The organism is Shinella sp. (genome assembly GCF_035998705.1).
In the GTDB taxonomy this organism is placed as follows: domain Bacteria; phylum Pseudomonadota; class Alphaproteobacteria; order Rhizobiales; family Rhizobiaceae; genus Shinella.
Genome location: NZ_DASYHH010000027.1, coordinates 268990 through 292460 on the forward strand (window position 1 = coordinate 268990; position 23471 = coordinate 292460).

The window sequence follows — 23471 nt, forward strand, 5'->3', positions numbered from 1 at the left end:
CGCCGCGGGCTTAAAACCCCTCAGCCGCGTCGTGCCGCCTCGATTGCGGCGACGTCGATCTTCTTCATGTCCATCATGGCATCGAAGGCCCGCTTCGCTTCGGGGCCGCCGGTGGTGATCGCCTCCATCAGGACGCGCGGCGTGATCTGCCAGGAGACGCCCCATTTGTCCTTGCACCAGCCGCAGGCGCTTTCCTCGCCGCCATTGTCGACGATGGCGTTCCAGTAGCGGTCGGTCTCTTCCTGGTCTTCGGTCGAGATCTGGAACGAGAAGGCTTCGTTGTGCTTGATCTGCGGCCCGCCGTTGAGGCCGATGCAGGGTATGCCGGCGACGGTGAACTCGACGACCAGCACCGCACCTTGCTTGCCGTCAGGGTAGTCCCCCGGTGCACGGTGCACCCCGTGTACGGCACTGTTCGGGAAGGTCTCGGCGTAAAAACGGGCGGCGGCCTCGGCATCCGTGTCGTACCACACGCAAATCGTATTCTTGTCCATTGCATCCTCCTCTTGGTCGAAAACCTCGTTTCCCATTCGCTGTTTGCAAAATAGGTCGCCGGCCGGCTTTCTCCACCCCGCGGACGTCGGGTGTCACCAGTTTGCGGCGGGAACGGGCTTTCGCGTGGGCCAAGTCATGGCGATGACGCCGGCGAGCACGCAGACCAGACCCAGCCATGCCGTCGGCATCAGCGTCTCGCCCAGGAACAGCACCCCCAGCCCGACGCCGATCGGCACGCGGATATAGGCCTGCGCCGTGGTTCCGACGGAGCCGAGCGTCTGGATGAGCCGGAAATAGATGACGAAGGCCAGCGCCGTCGAGAAGACGGAGAGCCCCAGGAGGGCCATCACGGATTCGCTGCTTGGGGCGAGCGTCCACGGGCGGTCGACGATCAGGCTGGCGGGAATGAGGAGGATCGCGCCGCAGATCATCGATCCCGCGGCCGGGATCATCGGGTCGAGCCCACGGAAATTCTTGCCGAAGATCGCGGCCCCGGCATAGCTCACCGTCGCGACGACGATGGCGAGTTGCGCCCACGCCTCCTGCCCGAGGCCACCCAGCGCCTCGAAGCCGACGATGAGGCCGACGCCCACCAGGCCCGCCGAAACGCCGAACAGCTTGCGGCCCGTCACGACCTCATGGCGGGTGACCAGGACGGTGAGCAGGAAGGTGAAGATCGGCGAGGTCGAATTGAGGATCGTCGCGAGGCCGGCGTCGGTCGTCTGCTCCGCCCAGGCAATCAGGGTGAAGGGGATGACGCTGTTCAGGCAGGCCTGGAAGAGAAAGCGGCCCCAGCTTTTCCGGTCGCGGGGCAGCGACAGGCCGCGTGCCCAAACGATCGCAAGGAGAAGGCTGCCCGCGACAAGCGTTCTGGCGGCGATCAGGGTTATCGGCGGAATCGTCTCGACGCCGAGCTTGATGAAGGTATAGGACGCGCCCCAGAGGGTCGAAAGCAAAAGCAGCAATGCGAGGTCGGTGGTCAGGTTCTTGTTTTCGGCCGTCATTCCAATCCCTTTTTCGGCTTCGCGGTGATGCGACCCTATCCGACCGGCACCGAAAATGGTTCGATGGCGAGCGAAGCGTGGGCGTCAGCCCTTTACACGATCCAGCGCCGCTTCGACCCGCGCGACATCGGCCGGGCCTAAGGGCAGGATCGGTCGCGGCGGAGCGGCGGCGCTGAGGCCGAGAAGCCCCGCAATGGCATACATCACGCGAAAACTGCCGAATTCCTTGAACAGGTCCCACAGCGGCTGGAAGGCCTGGTCGAGCCGCTCGGCCTCGGCCCGGTTGCCGGCCATGGCGGCACGCGTCAGCGCCAGCGCTTCGGCCGGCAGCAGGCCGGCGACGACGCTGTACCAGGCATTTCCGCCCGAAAGCAGGGATTTCGCAGCACCCCAGTCGCCGCTATAGCCGATGGGGAAATGCGCAGGCGTGCGGGCGCGCAGACGGGCGATTTCGCGGCGAAAATCGCCATCGGCCGGCAGCGGCATCTTTATGGCGGCGATGTTCGGCAGGTCCGCCAGCCGGGCGATCAGGTCGTCGCTGAAGATGAAGCGCGTGGTGCCGGGATTGTTGTAGATGCAGAGCGGCAGGTCGCCGGCCTTGGCGACCGCGGCCATGTGCTGAAAAACCTCCTCCTCCGTCAGTGGCGTATAGGACATCGGCGCCAGCAGCAGCCCGTCGGCGCCGGCGGTCTTCGCGTCACGCGCCAGCGCCTCGGCCTCGTCCGTGCGCAGCGCCCCGACGCCGACGATGACGGGTATCCGCCCGTCGACACTGGCAATCGCGGTCTCGACGGCGTGCCGCCGCTCCTCGCGCGACAGGAAGGCATAACCACCGGTGCTGCCGAGCAGGCCGATCGAATCCGCGCCCGCGCTGCGGATGCGCTCGAGCAGGCCGGAGAGCGCCTCCCGGTCGACGCGGCCGGCCGCGTCCGTGGGCGTGATGGAAAAGGCCGAAAGGCCGGAAAATAGGGTCATGCGCTCCTCCTGTCGGCCGATCATAGACCGCCGTGCGGTTTGAAGGCGACAACCGACTTTGTCACCGCGACAATCGTTGATGGTATGCTGCGAAAACGGTGCCCTCCGGGGATGAAGTTCGCGGCGAGCGTACCTATCTCCAGGACTGCGACGATGAAAATCCGGGCTCGCAGCGGGCCGATGCAGGAGGTGGTGAATTCCTATGACGCCGAAGCGCAGATCGCCTCTTCCGCTGCTCGACGAATCCGGTGCGACAATCCAGTCCCGCCCCGTGCGCAAGCGGGATCCGCAACAACCCGGCCTGCCCTTCGATCCGATGCCCGATCGCATCGAACCCTGTCTTGCCTCGCGCAGGCCTGCCCCGCCGAAAGGTCCCGACTGGTTCTACGAGGTGAAATGGAATGGCTATCGGCTCGCCGTCCATATCGATTCGAAAGGTATCTGCCTCCTCACACGCGACGGCCAGGACTGGACCCATCGTTTTCCGGGGATCGCAGCGGCGGCCCGCAATCTTGGCGTCAACGCGGCCATCTTCGACGGCGAGGCGGTGATTCTCGATGATGAAGGCCGGTCGGATTTCGCGGCGCTGCAAAACGCGCTCGGCGGCTCCGGCGTTTCGCAGGAGGCCATCCTCTATGCCTTCGATCTGCTCTATCTCGATGGCCAGGACCTGACGGGCACGGAGCTTTCCGTGCGGCGCCATCTGCTGGAGGACCTCGTCCCGGCTGGTGGGAATGGCGCGATTCGGCTGTCGGAAGAACTCGACGTCGATGCCGATGAACTCCTCGCCGAAGCGCGCCGGCTCGGACTGGAGGGCATCGTGGCCAAACATCGCGACCGCCCCTATCGATCCGGCCGCAGCGATGACTGGCTCCAGATCGACTGCACAGAGAGCGCCAGTTTCATGATCGTCGGCTATGCACTGTCGGATTCGGCCCCAGGCGGCATTGGCGGCCTGCTTCTCGCCGCTCGCCGCGGACATGATTGGGTCCATATCGGTTCCGTCGAAACCGGGTTCAGTGCCAAGGATGCGGACTATCTGCGCAAGACGCTCGACATGCTGAAGACGCGCAAGCCCGTCGTGCCCTTGAAGGGCAAGGACTATGTCTTCGCGCTCCCCACCCTCATCGCGGAGATCGAATTCCGCGGCTGGACCGAGGACGGCAATCTCCGCCAAACGCTCTACAAGGGCTTGCGAAAAGTGCAGGACAACGCCGCCGTCTATGACATGAAACGGCACGATGCTCGATAAAGAAACAGGGCGCTCGACCCTTTCGGGGAGCGCCCTGTTTGACCCGGACAACGCGCGCAGCAGTATGGTGCTGTTGCGGCAGGCATCATCGATACGGGTGGTAAGCCCTAGATATGGACGGCCCCGACGCAATTCAAGGGGCCTCAATCCGGCCTCGAAGCCCACGAAGTATTAAAAAATGACAATGTATCGTGGAGATTAAGCCTTACCAACCAGCAAGCGCATTGCAGACTGCCTCCAACCGCGATAGGTTTTGCCGCGCGGCAATCCGCTGTTCGAGCTTCGAGGATTAGAAATGGCCACTGGCACTGTTAAGTTTTTCAATGGGGAAAAGGGTTTTGGCTTCATCACGCCCGAGAATGGGGGCAGTGATGTCTTCGTACACGTTTCCGCTCTGCAGGGCGGCTCGCTGAGCGAAGGCCAGCGCGTCAGCTATGACGTTGGCCAGGACCGCAAGACAGGCAAATCCAAGGCAGAAAACGTTCGCGTTCTCTGATCGGTTTCGTTCGAGGATCGGCTGAGAAGCCTCGCCGATCCTCGTTCGGCATATTCGAGCCAAGGCGTCGAGACACGCCGCATGCCGGGCTTGGCTTCCAAGCAAAACGGCAAGGGCTCAGGCGTAAGCCACCCATCCCCTGAAAGTCAGGCCTGCATAAATCAGGCTCACATCCGAAAATCCCGCTTCACGCAGCATCGCTTCGTCCTCTTCCGGCGAGAGAATCGATAGTTTCGTGGCGATGGCCTGCCGCGCGCTTTCCGCGTCCCCGGAGGCCTGCCCTCCGAACGCGACATGGCGGGCGATCCATATCGACCGCTCGGGTTCGCCCTGCGGAAAGCTGATATGGGCGACGACGAACGGCGCGCCCGGCACCAGCCGGCGACGCACCCGCTGCACCGTATCGAGGCGTTGATCGCGCGCCACGAAGTGCAGCGTGAGAAAACAAACGGCCGCATCGAACGGCCCCGCCTCCGCGGTGTCTATATATCCCTGGTGCAATTGCACGCGCGGGCGATGAGGCCCCACGGTCTCCTCCGCCAGCAGAAGCATGTCGGCCGAGGGATCGATTCCGTAAAAATCCCAGTCGGGATTCGCGTCGGCCAGAGCCTTGAGTTCCAGCCCGCCGCCCGCGCCGAGCACCAGAACCCGGCCAGAACCCGGCACGCGCTCCGCAATCAGCATCGAAGCCATGCGATGGAGCGCGGCGAGGCCCGGTACCCTTTTCAGCGTGCCTTCCACATAGGAACTGGCGTGCGCCGCGGTGAAAGCCGGCTTGCCGACACCGGGAGGACCAGATTTTTCATCGTTCAAAGTCATGTAACAATAATAGTTACAAACCCTAACTTTGGTCAAGCGGCCGCGGCGATAGGCGTCGTCAGAATTTCTCCGGGCTGGAAAAACGCCTGACGACATTCTCGGTCAACCTTGCCACGACGTTGTCATAGCCATTCCAGGCCATCGATGCCGCCCAGGCGATCGAGCCGGTCGAGAACACCGCGCCGCCGGACGCGGTTTCGAAGAAGGTCATGTCGGAACGGATGAGGTCGCTTTGCGTGCCCGTCCAGGTCGGCGTCGGGTCGAGCAGATCCTCCGGCGTCATCAGGTAGATATCCGTGTGAAGGCGCGACGATGCGACGACGAGGGCGTTCGGCGGTGTGCCCAGCGCAAAATCGGCCCTGTCGATCTCGTTGCCCGCAGCGCCGTTGCCGTTCAGGCCGAAATCGCCGATGACGTCCTCGTCAATGCCTTCGAAGATAAAGGCTGCCCGAGGGTCGCTGGCCGCCTCGGTTTTCACATAGGGCGAGGACAGGTCGAAACCCTGGGCCGTCATGCCGACGCCGAACAGTTGCTGCGGCGCGCGGCCGATCCGCCGCCACAATCCGCCGAGTTCGCCGGTGAACTGGTGATGGTAATTGCCGGTGCCGGGTTCCCATCCGCGGATCCCGCTCTCGGATCGCCGGCATTCGATCACGCCGGGCAGTTTATCACTATAGGCGATGCGCCAGTAGAAACCGTTGCCGCCGAGATACATGATCCGGCCGCCGCCCTCGGAATAATCCCGATAGGCATCGAGCATGCGCGTGCTGGTATATTCGGGATGACTGCCGGTGACGACGACCGGGTAGCCGGAGAGGGCCTCGGCTCCGTCCCTTTCAAGATCCTCATCCGTCACGACGTCATAGTCCAGGCCACGATTTTCGAAGAAGCCGAGGATGTGGGTGTCGGCGTTGAACTGCCAGACATTCGAGCCGAGGCCGCCGATAAAACCCTGCACCTTGGGCTGGAGATCGACGACCGGGCGCAGGCGGGAGGAATAGAACACCCCCGAACCATCGGAATGCACCTCATAAAGCGAGAGCCCGTATTGCGGATTCTCTTGGAGAAAGGCGTGGTGCCTGTCCACCTGGATGAGCTGGCCGGCGCCGATCTCCGTCTCGGAGACGTCGATGCCGAGGCGATGGTTGGCATAAGCCATGTAGCTTGCCGTCGGCATGACGAACAGGACGGGTGCCCTGCGGGCGTGCCTGGCGGCCCTGACGGCGAAGACGACGTAATATTCGCTGTCGCCATCGTCCGATGTCAGGTGCGCGGCATAGACGCCGCTCTTAAGATCGTCCGGCAAGCGGAAGGTGAAGTCGGTCTCCCACCCCGCGTCGTAGAGGTCGTCATCGTGGAAGTGCACGGCGGCGTAATGCGCGGGCTTCTCCTGCCATTTATAGGTGGATCCGTCCCAGGCAAGGCCGGAAACGGCCCGGTGCGGCAGATTGAAGAACCTGCCGTGGAGCCCATGCGGGCCGTTGTCGGCAAAGGCATCGTTGGCGATGTCGTGCCCGAAATCCCAATCGGCGATCAGGGGTTCGAGCTTCCGCCGGCCTTTCAAATGGACGATGACGCTTTCGGCTCCCGGCCGGCCGGCGCAGACGAAGGGTGCTTCGATCTTTCCATTGTAGAACGAGGAAATGGCGCCGCCGGGTATGCGTTCGGCGGCAAACAGGACCTCGCTCCAGTCGATATCGATCGACGTTTCGGCGGTCGCTTGTGCGGCACTGCTATCCGAAATCCCCGGAAAGTGCTGGATCGCGACCTGTTCGACATTGAGCCAGCAGGTTTCCGGATCGAATGTCCCGATGATCGCATACCATGCCTTCGCCCGGCACGGCACTGCGGTGGTGGCGCGGCCGATCCGGCGGCCACCACTGATGGCTTCGAAGGAGGCGCGGCCCTCTTCGTCCAGACCGAGGCGAAGCCCGGTTTCTGCGCCGATGGAGACGACCGCCTGCCTCGCGGCCCCGGGAAGGGTCGGCCAGATCAAGGCCGCGACCGTGATGCTGCCCGCAACCGCCAGTCCGGTCGACCGCGCGATGCCGTAGGAGCCGGTTCGGATTTTCTGTTCGCGCGCCCGAAAAGGGCCGCCGATGGCGGTGGGGACGAGGTCCTCGCGATAACCGGGGCCCACCGGGTTGATGTCGCCCTGGATGATGCGTTTCAGCGCGGCGTCGAAGGTTCTCATGCCCGCCGCACTGACCTTGACGTCCACCTCGTCGCCGGGGCGATAGCTGATCCTGCTCGAATAGGCCGTTATCCTAAGCATGGGTCGATCCCTCTCCGTTCAACGCACTGCCGATGTCCTCGCCGGTCAGATCCTTCCATCGGCGCGCGAACACGTCGCGCTCGGCTTGCAGCTGGCAGGAATATTCCACCCCATCCACCAGGGATATCGGCGCGCCCCGGCGGGCGGGAAGCCGCCCGAGCGCCCATTTCCGATAGGGCTCGATGATGACAAGCACATATTTTCCTTCGAGTTCGCCGCCGCGCATGACGTTCAGCACACGCTGCAATCCCGGGCTGTGATGGCCGATGGGGGTTTTCATGAATTCTTCGATGAACTGCCCGTCTTCCGGCTGAAGCGCATATCTCGACATGCCCGTCCCTTCCCTGATCAGCAGCGCTCGAAAAGCCGAAGCTTTTCCCAATCCGTGACGGCGCCCTCGAAAGCGCCGAGTTCCCAGCGGCCGCAATGCAGATAGTGTTCGACCACGTCCCTGCCGAAGGCGTTTTCAAACGCCGAAGAGGCTTCGAGCTGATCGAGTGCGCGATAGAGCGCGCCCGGTATGCGCGCCACGCCGTCGGCAGCGTAGGCATCCCCGGAGAAGGCCTCCTCGAGTTCAAGCCCGTCCTCGATGCCCTGCAACCCGCTGGCGATGAGGGCGGCGAAGGCGAGGTAGGGGTTTGCATCGGCGCCGGGAACGCGGCATTCGACACGCAGGGATTTGCCCTGGCCGAGCACGCGAAAGGCCGTCGTGCGGTTATCGACCGACCAGGCCAGCCGCGTCGGCGCGAAGGTGCCGGCGGTGAAGCGCTTGTAGGAATTGATGTTCGGCGCATAAAAATAGGTCGCGGCGGGCGCGTGTTTGATGGCGCCGGCCAGGAACCGCCTGAAGAGATCGGACATGCCGCCCCGGCGCGATGGATCGTAGAAGCCCGCCGCACCGGTCTCGATATCGCGCAGCGACAGATGGATGTGGCAAGAATTGCCGGAAAGATTTTCGCCAAGCTTCGCCATGAAGCTCACCGATTTGCCCATCTGGTGCGCGATTTCCTTGCAGCCGTTCTTGTAGAGCGCGAGCCGGTCGCAGGTCTCCAGGGCGTCGGAATATTGCAGGTTGATCTCCTGCTGACCCGGGCTGCACTCGGCCTTCGATCCCTCGACGGGAATATCCGCAAGCTCCATCAGGTTGCGGATCGCGCGAATATAGGGCTCGTCCTTGGACGTCTGGAAGATGTGGCCGTCCTCCGGATACCAGCTGGAAAATTTCAGGTTTTCATATTTCGCCGACCGCGCATCCTCGAATGTCTGGTTGAACAGGTAGAATTCCAGCTCCGCCGCCATGTCCGCCGAAAAGCCGAGCGCGGCCAGCCGGTCGAGCTGCCGGCGAAGCATCTGGCGCGGCGAATGATCGAGACAAACGCCGCCCGACGTCGTCACATCCGACAGCACGAGCGCGGTCTTCGGCAGCCACGGGATTGCCCGCAATGTCGAGATGTCCGGCACCAGCGCGAAGTCGCCATAGCCCTTTTCCCAGGAGGCCGAGGCGTAGCCGGGGACGAGCGTCATCTCCATGTCGGTGGCGAGAAAATAATCGCAGAAGAGCTGCGGCGAGACATTCGTCTCAAGAAAGAACCGTGCGGTGAGGCGCTTGCCGATCAAGCGGCCCTGCATGTCCGTCATCGCCACGATGACCGTATCGATCTCGCCGCGGGAAACCGCCTGCCTCAACGCGTCGAGCGTCAGCCGCCCCTGGACGGGGCTGCCCTGCGCCCCGAGGGGGCCATCGATTTCGACCGGATAGACCGCCTCGCGGCGCGCCAGAAACTCGTGGTTCACTCTCTTCTCCTCCGTAGCAAGCCAACCCGTCAAAACGCAAATAATTGCATATTTCACACTATAAACGCGATCAACACTCCATGCATTCAGAACCTCTCGCGGTCGGATCGCGCTGTACCGACCAGCCGCGAAAAGCAATCAATTCAGCGCAGATCAGCCTGATATCCAGCACAATCCAGCGGGGATAAGCTTGCAATTCGCGCCAACCTCACAAATGCACTTTGAACACGAATTGACAGATTGCGCAAGATGATGTTTCTTCGCATTTAGTGTTTTGAAAATGCAAAACGCAATTTACCTGGCGACACCATCGTCGCCCGGGTCGGAGGAGACAACATGACGATTGCAGCCCAATCCTGGGAACGCCGTGAAGCGACGAGCTTCTTCCACACATTCACCGATCTTCCGTCGCTGAAGGCGGACGGGCCGGTGATCATCGACCACGGCGACGGCCCCTACATCGTGGACACCGCCGGGCGCCGCTATTTCGAGGGCAATTCCGGGCTTTGGAACATGACGCTCGGCTTTTCCGAGCAACGCCTGAGCGACGCGGCTCTCCGGCAGTACCGGGAGTTTCCGGGCTACCACACGTTTTTCGGCCGCAACACCAAGCCGACGGTGGAGCTTGCCGAGCGCATGCTAGCGCTGGCGCCCGTCGCGATGAGCCGGGTGTTCTTCACCAATTCCGGTTCGGAAGCCAACGAATCGATCGTCAAGCTGCTCTGGATGATGTGGGCCGCGGAGGGCAAGCCGCAGCGCCGCAAGCTCCTTACCCGCAAGAACGCCTATCACGGCGCGACGGTCATGGCGTCGGCACTCACCGGCAAGGATTACGTCAAGGCCTTCGGCCTGCCGGGGCCGGAAGTCGTCACCGTCGATTGCCCGCACGCCTGGCGTTTTGGGCTGCCTGGAGAGAGCGACGAGGAATTCGCCGCGCGGCTCGCCGCCAACCTGGAGAGCCGCATCCTGCAGGAAGGTCCCGAAACGATCGCCGGCATGTTCGCCGAGCCGGTCATGGGGGCGGGCGGCGTCATCGTTCCGCCGGCCACCTATTTCGCCCGCATCCAGCCCATCCTGAAGAAATACGGCATTCCGCTGATCGCCGACGAGGTGATCTGCGGTTTCGGCCGCACCGGCAGCCTCTGGGGCGCTGAAGCCGTCGGGCAGGAGCCTGACATCATCGTCGCCTCGAAGAGCATGTCGGCCGGCTATTTTCCGATGGGCGCCGTCATGCTGTCCACCGATATCGACAGGCGGGCGACGGCGGCAAGCGAGGCCTTCGAAGAGTTCCCGCATGGCTTCACCACCGGCGGGCATCCTGTGGGGTGCGCGATCTCGCTCGAGGCGATCCGGATCATCACGCAGGAAGGCGTCTTCGAGAACGTGAAATCCGTGAGCGAGACCTTTCAAGCGGGCCTGCGGGCGCTGGCGGACCACCCGATGATCGGCGAAGCGCGGGGACTGGGCCTGATGGGCGCGCTCGAAACGGTCGCGGACAAGAAGACGAAGGAACCCTTCGCCGGCAGCCTGCGCATCGGCGAACGCATCGCCAAGGAAGCCCGCGATCGCGGCTTCATCATCCGGCCGCTGGGCTCCTCCGTCGTGCTCGCGCCGCCGTTCATCTCCACGCACAGCCAGATCGAAGCGCTTCTCGCCGTGCTCAAGGACGTGCTCGACGTGGTCCATGGGGCGGTGAACACGCGCTGAAAGGAGACCAACACATAAAATCAGTGACTTGAGCCCTCCAGACAGGCGTCCGGCGGGCCTCGACGAACCCCAGAGGAGAACAAGACAGTGTCAAATGAACACGTAAAACTCGACAGAAGGCTCAGCACGATATCGGCCGCGATGTTCGGGCTTTCCTATATGTCGCCGCTGGTCGTCATCGCCACATTCGGTGCGATCGCGGTCAGGACCGGCGGTGCCGTCGCCACGGCCTATGTCGTCGCGACGCTTGCCATGCTCGCAACGGCGGCGAGCTACGGCTTCATGGCGTCGCGCAACCCGGTCGCCGGCTCCGCCTATACCTATACGTCCAAAGTGTTCGGCCCCCTCTCCGGCTTTGTCGTCGGCTGGGTCCTGTTGCTCGATTATTTCTTCATTCCGATGGTCATCTGCCTGCTGACCGCCACGAGCCTCTCGACGCTTGCCCCGGAAATTCCCTTCCCCGTCTGGGTCGCCGCCGTGGCCCTTCTGTCGACGATCATCAACATCCTCGGCATCAAGCTGACGGACCGGGTGAACCTCGTCATCATGGCGATCCAGCTCGTCATGGTGGCGATGCTGGCCTATCTCTGCGTCGCGGCCATCCAGCACATCCCGGACGGCGCGCTGTTTTCCGCAAAGCCGTTTACGAACGATGAGACGAACTGGTCGATGATCATGGCCGGTGCTGCGATCGCCTGTTATTCGTTCCTCGGCTTCGACGCGATTTCGACCCTGTCGGAAGAGACGGTCGATCCGCGCCGGTCGATACCGCGGGCGATCATGATCGCAACGCTTCTCGGCGGCGGGATCTTCATGATCGCCACCTACCTCATGATGGTGGTCCATCCGTCGCTGACCTTCGACAGCATCGATACCGCCGCTTACGAGATCGTCGGCCAGGTGGGCGGAGAAACGTTCAAGACGGTCTTTACCGTCGTGGTGGCGATTGCCTTCTTTGCCGCCGGGCTCTGCGCCCATGCCAGCGCCTCGCGGCTTCTCCTGGTGATGGGCCGCGACAACGTGATCCCGGCGATGCCCTTCGCCTATATCAATCCCCGCTTCAAGACGCCCGTGGTGAACACCGCACTGGTCGGGGTGGTGATGCTGGGGGCGATGAAGTTCGATATTTCCACCTCCACCGCCTTCATCAACTTCGGCGCGTTCACCGCCTTCTTCGCCGTGAATCTGTGTGTCATCGCCTTCCTGATGAAGCGACCGGACGAGCGCAAGGGCCGCACAGCGCTGATGGCTGTCGCCGTGATCGGCGCCCTGTTCTGCGCCAGCCTGTTCATGAGCCTCGATCGGCTGGCGATCGAACTCGGCCTGTCCTGGCTGGCACTCGGAATAGTCTATCTCCTGGCGAAGACGCGCATCCTGACGCGCCCGCTACCGACGATGACGAGTGACGTTTAAGCCAAGCGCGAGGGGCGGCTGCCTGGCCGCCCTTCTGCGACCTGAAACACGATCAAGGTCGCGAGAGGTTGTCCTCGGGGGCAGGATAACGGAGACTGCTTCCTCCATTCCTGCACCGGATTTTCATGCCCTTCGTCCCTCTCTCCTTCGTCGTCGCCATCCTGTTGCTCGTTCTCTTCGCCGCCGCCCTGCGCCACGGCGATGAAAGGCCGGCAAACCGGCCGTTCCTGGCGCTCATCCTCATCAGCGCGTTCCTGTCGCTGCTCTCCGGCCTGCGCTGGGGCTATGGCGTGCATGGCACCATCATGATTCTGGCACCACTCTGCGCCGCCGCCGTGCCGCCGCTCGCCTATGCCGGCGTGACGGAACTGGTGCGCCGGAGCCGCGCGCCCTTGCTGCACCGCCTTGCTCTCCATGCCGTCCCCATGTTCATCGTCCTCGTGCTTCTCGTGACATGGCGCGATGCCATCGACATGGCGCTCGTGCTGAGCTTCGTCACCTATGCGGTCGCGATCCTGCTCCTGATGCGATCGGGGACGGACGCCTTGCGCCTCGCGCCCTTCGAGGAGGCAGCACCCGCCTACCGCGCCATCCTCTTTGCAGCCCTCGCCCTGCTCCTCTCCGCGGCGATCGACACGTTCGTCTTCTTCGATCTGACATGGATGGGCGGAGAATATGCGCCGCCGCTGATTGCGGGCGGCAATCTTGCCTCGCTGGTCATCCTGTCGATTGCGGCAGCGACCGCCAGCCGAAGCCACGCGGCGCGGGAGACAGGCGAAGCGACCGTACGGTCCGAGACCGGCAGCGACAAGGAAACGCTCTCCGCAATCGAGGCTTTGATGGCGACGAAGCGCGTCTATCGCGACGTCGATCTCAACCTCGACCGGCTGGCGCGCAAGCTCGGCATACCGGCCCGGCAGATTTCTATGGCGATCAACCGGGCGACGGGCAAGAATGTCTCGCAATATGTCAACGAGCACCGGATCGCCGAGGCCTGCGAGCTGCTGACCGACACGGACAAACCCGTGACCGAGATCATGTTCGAGGTGGGTTTCCAGACCAAGTCCAACTTCAACCGCGAATTTCGCCGCGTCACCGAAATGTCGCCGCTCGAATGGCGCGAGCGCAAGGCCGCAACGTCCCCGATCGCGATCGAGCACGACCCATAACGCGTTCCAGGTCGCGGTTCCGCCCTCGCCGGCCATGATGTCCGGCATGAACACACATTTCGACATCGCCACAGAACAGGGCCGAAAACTGGCCGAGACGCTCAAGTCGCTCTCGCTTGAGCCCGTCCCCCACGACATAGAGCCGCCGAAGCCGATGCTCCGGCGTCTCGTTCTTCCGATCTGCCTTTCCGCGCTGGTGGTCGGCACCGTCTTTTACCGGTCGGATGTGGTTCGCCAGATCGAGGTCGCCCTGTCGGAGCCGGAGCGCGCAGCGGCCGACCCCGTCGCCGTGACGCAGGCCGAGGGCGAACGGTCCACCGCCCGCAATCCCATCCCCGTCCGCCGCGAAATCACCGGCTCCGGCTTTGTCGTGGCACCGGGCATGACGGCGGTTTTTGCCAAATATGAAGGCAGGATCACGCAGATCGCCGTGGCGCTGGGCGACCCTGTCAAGGCGGGCCAGATTCTCGTGACGCTGGAGGATGCCGGCGCGCGGTTCGCGCTGGAACAGGCGCGCGCCGCGAAGGTGCAGGCCGGCCTGATCCTCGCCGCCCGGGACATCGATCTTGTGCAGGCCCGCACCCTGCTGGACCGCACCGAAATCCTCGCCGCCCGCAATGCGACCTCCAGGCAGGCGCTTGAAGACGCGCGCGCGGCGGCCGAGCGCGCATCGAACGCCGTGGCGCAGGCCCGGCAAGTCGCCGACAGCGCCGACCTCGCCATTCGCATCGCCGGGGAACGGGTGGCGGAACTGACCGTTCGCGCGCCCTTCTCCGGCACGGTCACCCGGCTCGACGCCCGCGTCGGCGATACGGTGCTGGCGCGCGTCGACAGCGTTCGCGAAAGCCAGAGCCTCCTGACGATCACCGATACAAACAACCTCGTGATCGACGCCGACGTGGCGGAAACCACCATCGGCGCGCTGAAGCCCGGCCTTGCCGGCCAGGCGGTGCTCGATGGTTTTCCCGACCAGCCCTTCGCCGTCAGCGTCCTGCGGCTGGCGCCCGTCGCCTCCGCGGAAAAGGGCACCGTCACGCTGCGACTGTCCCTCGAAGATCCGCCCCAGGGCATCCGGCCGAACATGGCCGCCCGCATCCGCATCGCCCTCGATGAAACAGGAGAAAACACGAAATGACCCGTGACCCCGTCCCCTATATCGCGCTCAGCGGCGTCCGGAAGGCGTACCGCATCGGCGGTGAGATGATCCCCATCTTCACCGGGCTCGACCTTGCCATCCCGCGCGGCGATTTCGTCGCCGTCATGGGCCCGTCCGGATCGGGCAAATCGACACTGCTCAACATGCTCGCCGGCATCGACCGTCCGGATGCCGGGACCTTGAGCATCGGCACCAGCCGTCTCGACCAGATGGGCGAGGCCGCGCGCTCCGCCTGGCGGGCGCACAACATGGGCATCGTCTTCCAGTTCTACAATCTGCTGCCCATGCTCAACGCCGCGGAAAACGTCGAGCTGCCGCTGCTGCTGAAACCGCTGTCGCGCAAGGAGCGGCGGCAGCGCGTCGACAAGGTCCTCGACCTCGTCGGGCTTTCCGGCCGCGGAAAACAATATCCCGCCATGATGTCCGGCGGCCAGCAGCAGCGCATCGGCATCGCGCGTGCCATCGTCTCCGATCCGGGCCTGCTGCTCTGCGACGAGCCGACCGGCGACCTCGACCGCAAGTCCGCCGACGAGGTTCTGGACATGCTGCGCTTCCTCAACCGCGAGCTGGAAAAGACTATTCTCATGGTGACGCACGACCCGCAGGCAGCGCTTTACGCGCGCCGCACGCTGCATCTCGACAAGGGCGATTTCGTCGAAGAGAAGAGGGCCGCCTGATGACCTTTTTCGATCTCGCACGAAAGAATGCCTGGCGAAAACCGCTGCGCACCATGCTCCTCATGGTCTCGATCGCGGTTGCCTTCCTGATCTACGGCCTCACCGCAAGCTTTCTCAACGGTGCACAGGGAACCGCTGCCGCCAGCGACGACCTTCTCGGCGTCATGAGCGCCGGCGGGCGCACGCAGCCGCTGCCGATGGCGGCACTGTCGCGGATCGCCGCCGATCCCGGCGTCGCGGCAGTCGGCTATGTCGCGCGGCTGCGCGGCTTCGTCGATGTCGAAAAGAACGTCGTCGCCATCAGCGCCGCCGATCCTGAGCTGCTAATGGCCGTCAACGGCAAGGGGCTCGGCCTGACGTCCGCCCTGATCGGCGCGATCGGCCAGGCCCGTGACAAGGTGCTGGTCGGCCGCGCCCTGGCAGAGGCGCAGGGCTGGACTGTCGGCCAGCGCGTGACGGTCACCGCCTTCGACACGCCGAGAGAGGACGGCGGTCGCGACTGGCGCTTCGAGATATCCGGCATCTTCGAGGGCGAAAATGCCGCCACCGACACCTATTTCATGATCGCCCGCTATGACTATGTGAACGCCGCGCGTGCGCGGGCCAAGGATACCGTGGACGCCTTCGTCGTCCGGCCCCGTGCGGGCGTCTCGCCAGGGGAACTCTCCACCGGGATCGATACGCTTTTCGCCAACTCGGCCACGCCGACGCGCACGCAATCGGAAAAGCAGTTCCTGGAAGCGTTTCTGCGCCAATATGCCGATATCGGGCTGATCGTGAACCTCGTCGTCGGCGCGGCCTTCGTCACCCTCCTGATGATCGTCGTCAACACCATGGTCTTTGCCGTGCGTGAACGCACCTTCGAGATCGGCGTGCTGAAGACGCTCGGCTTTTCCCGCCTCGGCATCGTGACGCTCATCCTCGGCGAAACCCTCTTCGTCTTCGTCTTGGGCGGCGGCATCGGCCTCGCTTTGGCAAAACTCGCAACCGTACTTGCCGGCCCGGCGCTCGGGCTGGTCTTCTCCGCGCCCGTCTTCGCCAAAGCGTTGGCGATCATCATCACCCTCGGCCTCGCGACCGGCGCGCTGCCGGCCTTCAACGCGATGCGGACCCCCATCATCAAAGCTTTCAGAACAAGGTAACCCACATGTCCACTCACGCAAGACAAGCGCTCGTGATGATCCGCACCAACCTGTCCAGCCTGCCGCGCCGCTTCGCGATTTCCGCCTCGATGGCGCTCTCGGTCGCTCTCGTCGTCTGTGTGCTCGCAGGCTTCCTCTCCATGGCGAAAGGGTTCGAGACGGCGCTGACCGGTGCAGGCTCCCCCGCCGTCGCCGTCATCCTCGGCGGCGGCACCAATCAGGAGACGGGCTCGGATATTCCCGCTTCCGTCATCCGCACGCTCGACGCCATGACCGGCGACCTGGGCGTCGCCCGCGATGCCGGCGGCAAGCTCGTCTCGTCGCGCGAGATCGTCGTGGCCGTCGATATGAAGCAGCGCACGCTGGCGCTGCGTGGCATGGATGCGGCCGGCCCGTCGATCCGTGACGGCATCACGCTTTCGGCCGGCCGCCTCTTCACGCCCGGTGCCCGCGAGATCGTCGTCGGGGATCGGCTTGCCGAGGAATTCGGCCTTGGCGTGGGGGACATCGTCCGGCTCGGCGCGGTCGACTGGACGGTCGCCGGCCACTTCTCCGCCCATGGCAGCGCCTTCGAATCCGAACTCTGGGCGGATCTCGATGCCGTGCGCGCCGCCTTCGACCGGCAGGGCCAGGTGCAAAGCCTAAAACTCCGCCTTACCGATCCCGTCGCGCTCGAACGCTTGCAGGACACGCTCGCCACGATCACCGGGACCCCGCTCGTCGCCCTTACCGAGGCCGATCTCTACGCCGCGCAATCCGGACGCACCGCGAGCCTCATCCGCCTGTTCGGCTGGCCGGTCGCGCTGCTGATGGCCGTGGGGGCGACGGCGGGCGCGCTCAACACAATGATGAGCTCCGTAGCCGATCGCACCGTCGAGATCGCCACCGTGCGCGCACTCGGCTTCAGCCGCCTCTCGGCCTTTCTCGGCACATGGGTGGAAGCCGTGGTGCTCGCGGGCGCCGGCGTCCTCCTCGGCCTCCTCGCCTCGTGGCTGATCTTCAACGGCTGGCAGGCCAGCACGATCGGCGCGAACAACGCCCGCATGGCCTTCCAGCTCGCCGTGACACCCGACGTCCTGTTGACGGCGGGCCTGCTCGGCCTTGCCATCGGCATCCTCGGCGGCGCCCTTCCTGCGCTTGCCGCGACACGATTGCCGCTGACCGCCGCCCTTCGGGCGCGCGGTTAAGCGGATGTTTGCATTGGCGGACTATGCTGCCGGCTTCTAACGTCAGGCAGTGGAGGATGACATGGCGACGGAAACCGGGAGTACCGATCGCTACGAATGCCTCCTCGATCCGCTGGATCACTACGTGGTCTGGGACAATGCGACCGACTTGCCCGGCATGATGGGCGACGAGATTCTCGCCTTTTCCACCCGGCGGGAGGCCCTCGCCGCGATCGACCTGCTCAACCAGGAATCGCGGTCGTCCCAGTCCGTCATCCGCGCTGCCGGGCGTCGGCAATAATCCATCCCGCCGCCTTTTCGGCGATCATCAGCGTCGGCGCGTTCGTGTTGCCGCTGGTGATCTTCGGCATGATGCCGGCGTCGACGACGCGCAGGCCGGCAATGCAGCGCACCCGCAGGCGACTGTCGACCACGGCCATCGGGTCGTCGGCGCGCCCCATCTTCGTCGTCCCGACGGGGTGGAAGATGGTGTTGGCGATGTCGCCGGCGAGCTTGGCGAGGTCCTCGTCGCTCTGGAACTGAAGGCCGGGCTTCCACTCCTCCGGCTGGTATTTTGCGAGCGCCGGCTGCGACACGATCCTGCGAACCTGCCGGATGCTGTCGGCGGCGATCCGGCGATCCTCCTCCGTGCTCAGGTAATTCGGCGCAATGGCCGGCGCATCGGCGGCCTTGCCGGAGCGAATGCGCACCGTTCCGGCGCTGGTCGGGTTCAGGTTGCAGACGCTCGCGGTGAAGGCGGGGATGCTGTGCAACGGTTCGCCGAAGGCATCGAGGCTCAGCGGCTGGACGTGATATTCCAGGTTGGCGTGGGCCTGCGTCTCGTCGGAGCGGGTGAAGGCGCCGAGCTGCGAGGGCGACATGCTCATCGGCCCGCTGCGTTTCAGCACATATTCCAGGCCGATCTTCGCCTTTCCGACGAGGCTATTGGCGAGCGTGTTCAGCGTCTTGGCATTGCCGACCTTGAAAACGGCGCGGATCTGCAAATGGTCCTGCAGGTTTTCGCCGACGCCCGGCAGGTCGTGCACGACGTCGATCCCGTGACTTTTCAGGAGACCCGCCGGCCCTATGCCCGACAGTTGCAGGATCTGCGGCGAACCGATCGCGCCGGCCGAAAGGATCACCTCCTTCCCGGAGCGAACCGTCATCCGGCGCCCCTGCCGCTGGAGCACGACGCCGGTGCAGCGCCGGCCTTCAAGCGTCAGCTTCTCGACATGGCATTCCGTCCAGACCGTGAGGTTGGACCGGCTCTTCGCGGGGCGCAGGAAGGCCTTGGAGGTATTCCACCGCCAGCCCGAACGCTGGTTGACCTCGAAATAGCCGACGCCCTCGTTGTCGCCGCTGTTGAAATCGGTTGACCGCGGGACGCCGGCCTCGACGGCGGCCTCGGCGAAGGATTCTAGGATATCCCATTTCAGCCGCTGCTTTTCGATCCGCCACTCGCCGCCATGCCCGTGCATGTCGGAGAAACGGCTGTTGCCGCCCGTCTCGGGATCCGCGCCATTGTCCAACCGGTAATGATCCTCGTGGGCCTTGAAATCGGCAAGCGAATTGTCCCAGGACCACGCCGCGTCCCCGGTCGCCGCCGCCCAGCCGTCATAGTCGCGGGCCTGGCCGCGCATATAGATCATGCCGTTGATGGAGGAGCAGCCGCCGAGCGTCTTGCCGCGCGGATAACGCAGCGATCGGCCGTTCAGCCCGGCATCCGGCTCGGTCTTGAACAGCCAGTCGGTGCGCGGGTTGCCGATGCAGTAGAGATAACCGACCGGGATATGGATCCACGGATAATTGTCCTTCCTGCCGGCCTCCAGCAGAAGCACGCGCCTGGAAGGGTCGCGGCTCAAGCGGTTGGCCATCAGGCAACCGGCGGAGCCTCCCCCGACGACGATATAGTCGAAGCGATCGTGGGAAGATCGAATGTCCGGGCGCGTCATTTTTTCATGTCCCTCCTCGTATTTTTGCAGGAATAGCCGGTGACGGGCCGGAAAATCCAATGACAAATGAAGCAGAGGATTATAAGCAGAATTAATATGACAAACCCGACCGACCTCAGGACATTGAAGGCCTTCGTGGCCGTTGCGCGCGAGGGCAATGTCACGCGCGCCGCCGAGCGACTGCATCTCACGCAGCCGGCCGTGACCCTGCAACTCAAGCGCCTTGCCGCCGATACCGGCATCACCCTGTTCCGCCGCACGTCGGCGGGCCTGGAACTGACGCTGGAAGGCGCCTTGCTGGCGGCGAAGGCGGAGCAGGTGTTGGCGGCGCTGGTGGATTTCGGCCAGACGGCCGGGCACCTCGCAACGCGCCTGCGCGGAAAATTGCGCATCGGCACGATCATCGATCCGGAATTCACGCGGCTGGGGGCATTTCTGAAGGCGCTCGTGGAGAGCGGTCCCGGCATCGAAACGGAACTGCGCCACGGCATGAGCGGCGACGTGCCGGAAGGTCTCCGGCGAAACGAGCTGGATGTCGGCTATTTTCTCGGCGACATCCGGGATTTCGACCCCGTGGCCGGGCTGTCGCCCGATGAAAACCTCTTCCACGCCAAGGAGCTCGCGCGACTGACCTATCTGGTCGTCGCGCCACCGTCGCTCGCCGGCTTCGTTCGCGGCCAGGACTGGCCGGATCTCGCGGCCCTCCCCTGGATCGGCACGCCGCCGGCCTCGGTGCACAATCGGCTGCTGGGACGCGTGTTCGGCGACCTCGGCGTGCGGCAGAACGTCGTCGCCTCGGTCGACCAGGAGCCTTCCATGCTGGCGATGGTGCGAACCGGGCTGGGGCTCAGTCTCTGCCGCGAGTCGCTGGCGCTGCATGAACATCAGTCGAACGGATTGGTGATCGCCGATCGCGTCCAGATCGAGACCGCGTTGAGCTTCGTCTGCCTGAACGCGCGGGCGAAAGACCCGACCATCCAGTTCGCCTACGATGCCATTACCCGCATTTGGGGGTGATCACTCCGATCGCCAGTCGAGCACGACGAAGGGCTCGGTGATCTCCCGGGCCAGCAAGGCGGTGTAGAGGGCGGCCGGGGCCGTTGGCGATGCCTTGCGCAGAAGGCCGTCGAGCGGGATCCGGCCTTCGGAGAGCCATTTCAGGGCCTTGGCGAAGCCGCCGAAAACGCTTTGGCTGGTGTTGTTGTAGCCATCCAGCAGCTCCACCCATTTGAAGCCTTTTGCCAGCAACGGGAACTCCCATTCCCAGCCGCTTCTGAGCAGCACGAAATTGTTGAACACGGCGTGCAGGATGTCGTGGGCGTAGAGTTCGGTATGGCGCTTCCACGGCACGCCGATCAGCACGACCTCGCCATGCTGGCGCACGATGCGGCAGCCACCGAGAACGGCGGCCTCGTGGCCGGAGCAATCGACGACGAGCGCGACCTTGCCGGCGAAGTCCGGGTCGGTCACCGGCATCTCGGCGAAGACCGAGGCGATGCCGGAGGCGGCGATCTGGCTGCGGCGAACGGGATCGGGCTCGACGACGGACACCTCATAGCCCGAGAGCTTGAAGATATGCGCGGCGAGATAGCCGACCGGGCCGGCACCGCCGATGACCACGCGGTCGCCGGGCCTCGCCTTGGTGGTCATGAGCGTCGTCATCGACACGCCGATCAACCGGGCGATGACGGCTTCTTCGGATGAAAGGCCCTCCGGCACCGGCAGCGTGAAGCGCTGCTCGACCTGCTGGAAGCTGCGATGCGGCCCCATGCAGAACAGCCGCGTGCCGACCGCAACGCCTGTGACGGCCTCGCCGCATTCCTCCACCTCGAACACCGCGGCATAACCGGGCCGGATGGGAAAATCCTCGCCCGTCGCCCAGGCGAGTTCGGTGCCAGGGCTGACGAGGGTCGCGAGCGTGCGGCCGCGCACCTCATTTGCTCCGAGCTGCGGCGTCTCGCATTCCGCCAGCACAAAACTGTTCTTCTGCGGGAAGATGATTTCCTTGCCGGACATGATGGTCTCCTTGCGGTTCAGAGCGCCTGGCCGCTTTCGCTGTCGAATAGATGCAGGCCGGCGGGGTTGAAGACGACCTTCACCGCCTGATCGAGCGCGGGCCGATCGCTTGCCGGGATCTGCGCGATGAATTCCTGGGTGCCTATCCTCAGATCGACGAGGGCTTCCACGCCGAGATATTCCACCACTTCGACGCGGGCCTCGATGGCATCCGCGTCGCCGGCCTGCGCCAGGCGCACGTCGCTCGGGCGGACACCCAGCGTTACCGCTTGCCCCGGCTTCAATTTCGCGCCCAGTTCTGCCGGCGGGCGGAGGGAGAAGGCTGGCGACGACAGCACCGTTCCGGTGTCGCCGCGCTCCGCGGTCATGCGGAAGAGGTTCATCGAAGGGCTGCCGATGAAGGTGGCGACGAAGAGGTTTTTCGGATGGGCAAAGACTTCTTCGGGCGCGCCGATCTGCTCGATATGGCCGTCCTTCATGATGACGATCTTGTCGGCGAGCGTCATCGCCTCGACCTGGTCGTGAGTGACGTAGATCACGGTGGTTCCGAGCTGCTTGTGCAGCTTGGCGATTTCCATGCGGACCTGCGTGCGCAGCTTGGCGTCGAGGTTCGACAGCGGCTCGTCGAACAGGAACACCTCCGGCGTTCGCACCATCGCGCGGCCCATCGCCACGCGCTGGCGCTGGCCGCCGGAAAGCTGGGCGGGCTTGCGCTGAAGCAGCACGTCGAGGCCCAGCATGGCGGCGACACCGGCGATCTTCGCATCGACCTCGGCCTTGGAGAGGCGCTGCGGCTTCAGCGCAAACTCCATGTTCTGGCGCACGGTCATATGCGGGTAGAGCGCATAGTTCTGGAACACCATCGCGATCTTGCGATCCTTCGGCGCCCGGTCGTTGATAACCTCGCCGGCGATGCGGATCTCGCCGCCGGTCACGTCCTCAAGGCCGGCGACCATGCGCAGCGTGGTGGTCTTGCCGCAGCCCGACGGCCCAAGCAGCACGACGAACTCGCCGTCGGCGATATCGAGATCGACGCCATGCACCACCTTGAAGGCGCCGAAGGCTTTCACGACGTTGGTAAGGGAAACAGATGCCAAGATTTTTCCTCCGCAGTGCTTATGCTGCCGGCCTATTTGACGGATCCGAGCGTCAGCCCCTTGACCAGCCATTTCTGGCAGGTGAGCACGAAGATGACGCCGGGGATGAGAATGATGAACGAGCCCGCCATGATGCGGCCCCACTGCACCGCGTCGCTGCTCCAGAACGACATGACGGCGACGGTGGCGGTCTGCGCGCTGGAGCCGGTCAGCATCAATGCGAACAGGAACTCGTTCCACGAGAAGATGAAGCAGAACACCGCGCAGACGGCGAGGCCGGGGGCCGCCAGCGGCAGCGTGATGCGGTAGAAGATCTCGACGATGCCGTAGCCATCGACCTGTGCGGCCTCTTCCAGCGCCTCCGGTACCTCGTCGAAGAAGCCCTTCATCAGCCAGACGGTGAGCGGAATGTTCGCCGTCGAATAGACGATGATCAGCGCCAAGGGCGTATCGAGCAGGCCGACCGACTTGAAGATGATGTAATAGGGCACGACGACGGCGATGGGCGGGAACATGCGCATCGACAGGATCCAGAACGCCGCGTCGTTGATGCGCGGGTGGCGGATGCGCGACAGGGCGAAGGCGCCGAGTGCGCCGATGGTGACGGAAAACACCGTCGAGCCGAGGGTGACGATCAGGCTGTTGATGATGTTCCAGTGGAACGGCCGCAGCGTGAAGAGATCGACATAGTGTTGCAGCGTCGGCGTGAAAAAGACCGTCGGCGGACGGGAGAACATATCCGCCGACGGTTTCAGGGAGGACGCCAGGATGAGGTAGATCGGGATCATGAAGATGATCAGGATGATGCCGGTCACAATGTAGACGAGGGTCGCCTGTCTGGTGCTGAGCCTGTTCATGGTGGTCTC

22 protein-coding genes are annotated in these 23471 nt (G+C 64.2%); 11 read left to right on the top strand and 11 right to left on the bottom strand.

All coding sequences use genetic code 11. The features are described 5' to 3' along the window. Positions 1–20: 20 nt before the first annotated feature. The 3 genes from VGN93_RS24435 to VGN93_RS24445 all read right to left on the bottom strand — a co-directional run bounded on the left by VGN93_RS24435 (position 21) and on the right by VGN93_RS24445 (position 2474). On the bottom strand, positions 21–494 hold the full coding sequence (locus VGN93_RS24435) for a VOC family protein (protein ID WP_327509588.1): 474 nt from the start codon (positions 492–494) through the stop codon (positions 21–23). 93 nt (positions 495–587) lie between these two features. Beyond that, positions 588–1499 carry a DMT family transporter gene (locus tag VGN93_RS24440; protein ID WP_327509589.1) on the bottom strand — a complete coding sequence of 304 codons (912 nt, stop codon included), beginning with the start codon at positions 1497–1499 and terminating at the stop codon, positions 588–590. Positions 1500–1583: 84 nt separating this feature from the next. After that, positions 1584–2474, bottom strand: a complete 891-nt coding sequence (locus tag VGN93_RS24445; RefSeq protein WP_327509590.1) for a dihydrodipicolinate synthase family protein — start codon at positions 2472–2474, stop codon at positions 1584–1586. Between the two features lie 202 nt (positions 2475–2676). Here VGN93_RS24445 and ligD point away from each other — a divergent pair, with 202 nt between their 5' ends. Both ligD and VGN93_RS24455 read left to right on the top strand, forming a co-directional pair. Beyond that, positions 2677–3726: a non-homologous end-joining DNA ligase gene (ligD, locus tag VGN93_RS24450; RefSeq protein ID WP_327509591.1), complete on the top strand. Its 1050-nt coding sequence runs from the start codon at positions 2677–2679 to the stop codon at positions 3724–3726. Positions 3727–4021: 295 nt separating this feature from the next. Then, a complete protein-coding gene (locus VGN93_RS24455) occupies positions 4022–4222 on the top strand; it encodes a cold-shock protein (protein ID WP_256114733.1) in 201 nt (66 codons plus the stop codon). A 117-nt stretch (positions 4223–4339) separates the two neighbouring features. Here VGN93_RS24455 and VGN93_RS24460 read toward each other — a convergent pair whose 3' ends face one another. From VGN93_RS24460 to VGN93_RS24475, 4 genes are read right to left on the bottom strand one after another with little or no spacing between them, the layout of a single operon-like run. Next, positions 4340–5041, bottom strand: a complete 702-nt coding sequence (locus tag VGN93_RS24460) for a class I SAM-dependent methyltransferase (RefSeq protein ID WP_327509592.1) — start codon at positions 5039–5041, stop codon at positions 4340–4342. A 58-nt stretch (positions 5042–5099) separates the two neighbouring features. After that, entirely contained in the window at positions 5100–7316 is a 2217-nt protein-coding gene (locus VGN93_RS24465) for a N,N-dimethylformamidase beta subunit family domain-containing protein (RefSeq protein WP_327509593.1), read from the bottom strand. Next, positions 7309–7647 (bottom strand): hypothetical protein, encoded by a 339-nt coding sequence (locus tag VGN93_RS24470; protein ID WP_327509594.1) that lies wholly within the window; start codon positions 7645–7647, stop codon positions 7309–7311. Before VGN93_RS24470 ends, VGN93_RS24465 begins: the two co-directional genes overlap by 8 nt. A gap of 17 nt (positions 7648–7664) precedes the next feature. After that, positions 7665–9017: a glutamine synthetase family protein gene (locus VGN93_RS24475; RefSeq protein ID WP_327510022.1), complete on the bottom strand. Its 1353-nt coding sequence runs from the start codon at positions 9015–9017 to the stop codon at positions 7665–7667. 429 nt (positions 9018–9446) lie between these two features. Here VGN93_RS24475 and VGN93_RS24480 point away from each other — a divergent pair, with 429 nt between their 5' ends. The 8 genes from VGN93_RS24480 (at position 9447) to VGN93_RS24515 (ending at position 17841) form a co-directional block, all read left to right on the top strand. Further along, positions 9447–10817 (top strand): aminotransferase, encoded by a 1371-nt coding sequence (locus VGN93_RS24480; protein WP_327509595.1) that lies wholly within the window; start codon positions 9447–9449, stop codon positions 10815–10817. An 87-nt stretch (positions 10818–10904) separates the two neighbouring features. After that, positions 10905–12230: an APC family permease gene (locus VGN93_RS24485; protein ID WP_327509596.1), complete on the top strand. Its 1326-nt coding sequence runs from the start codon at positions 10905–10907 to the stop codon at positions 12228–12230. A 125-nt stretch (positions 12231–12355) separates the two neighbouring features. Further along, the gene (locus tag VGN93_RS24490; RefSeq protein WP_327509597.1) at positions 12356–13399 is read left to right on the top strand and encodes a helix-turn-helix domain-containing protein; all 1044 of its coding nucleotides are present in this window, start codon (positions 12356–12358) and stop codon (positions 13397–13399) included. Between the two features lie 46 nt (positions 13400–13445). Further along, the gene (locus tag VGN93_RS24495) at positions 13446–14534 is read left to right on the top strand and encodes an efflux RND transporter periplasmic adaptor subunit (protein WP_327509598.1); all 1089 of its coding nucleotides are present in this window, start codon (positions 13446–13448) and stop codon (positions 14532–14534) included. Next, the gene (locus VGN93_RS24500; protein ID WP_327509599.1) at positions 14531–15232 is read left to right on the top strand and encodes an ABC transporter ATP-binding protein; all 702 of its coding nucleotides are present in this window, start codon (positions 14531–14533) and stop codon (positions 15230–15232) included. The genes VGN93_RS24495 and VGN93_RS24500 overlap by 4 nt, the downstream gene beginning before the upstream one ends. Beyond that, positions 15232–16374: an ABC transporter permease gene (locus tag VGN93_RS24505; protein WP_327509600.1), complete on the top strand. Its 1143-nt coding sequence runs from the start codon at positions 15232–15234 to the stop codon at positions 16372–16374. The genes VGN93_RS24500 and VGN93_RS24505 overlap by 1 nt, the downstream gene beginning before the upstream one ends. Before the next feature lie 5 nt (positions 16375–16379). After that, positions 16380–17561, top strand: coding sequence for an ABC transporter permease (locus VGN93_RS24510; protein ID WP_327509601.1), 1182 nt, complete (start codon positions 16380–16382; stop codon positions 17559–17561). 61 nt (positions 17562–17622) lie between these two features. Continuing rightward, on the top strand, positions 17623–17841 hold the full coding sequence (locus VGN93_RS24515; RefSeq protein WP_327509602.1) for a hypothetical protein: 219 nt from the start codon (positions 17623–17625) through the stop codon (positions 17839–17841). Here VGN93_RS24515 and VGN93_RS24520 read toward each other — a convergent pair. Next, on the bottom strand, positions 17813–19492 hold the full coding sequence (locus tag VGN93_RS24520; protein WP_327509603.1) for a GMC family oxidoreductase: 1680 nt from the start codon (positions 19490–19492) through the stop codon (positions 17813–17815). The genes VGN93_RS24515 and VGN93_RS24520 overlap by 29 nt on opposite strands. A 96-nt stretch (positions 19493–19588) precedes the next feature. Here VGN93_RS24520 and VGN93_RS24525 point away from each other — a divergent pair, with 96 nt between their 5' ends. Further along, positions 19589–20509, top strand: coding sequence for a LysR family transcriptional regulator (locus VGN93_RS24525; protein WP_327509604.1), 921 nt, complete (start codon positions 19589–19591; stop codon positions 20507–20509). On the opposite strand, the gene VGN93_RS24530 is transcribed toward VGN93_RS24525, so the two are convergent. The 3 genes from VGN93_RS24530 to VGN93_RS24540 are packed head-to-tail and all read right to left on the bottom strand — an operon-like array spanning position 20510 to position 23462. Further along, positions 20510–21508, bottom strand: coding sequence for a zinc-binding dehydrogenase (locus VGN93_RS24530; protein ID WP_327509605.1), 999 nt, complete (start codon positions 21506–21508; stop codon positions 20510–20512). A gap of 17 nt (positions 21509–21525) precedes the next feature. Beyond that, on the bottom strand, positions 21526–22605 hold the full coding sequence (locus VGN93_RS24535) for a sn-glycerol-3-phosphate ABC transporter ATP-binding protein UgpC (protein WP_327509606.1): 1080 nt from the start codon (positions 22603–22605) through the stop codon (positions 21526–21528). A gap of 32 nt (positions 22606–22637) precedes the next feature. After that, positions 22638–23462, bottom strand: a complete 825-nt coding sequence (locus tag VGN93_RS24540) for a carbohydrate ABC transporter permease (RefSeq protein ID WP_319312987.1) — start codon at positions 23460–23462, stop codon at positions 22638–22640. Between the last annotated feature and the right edge of the window lie 9 nt (positions 23463–23471).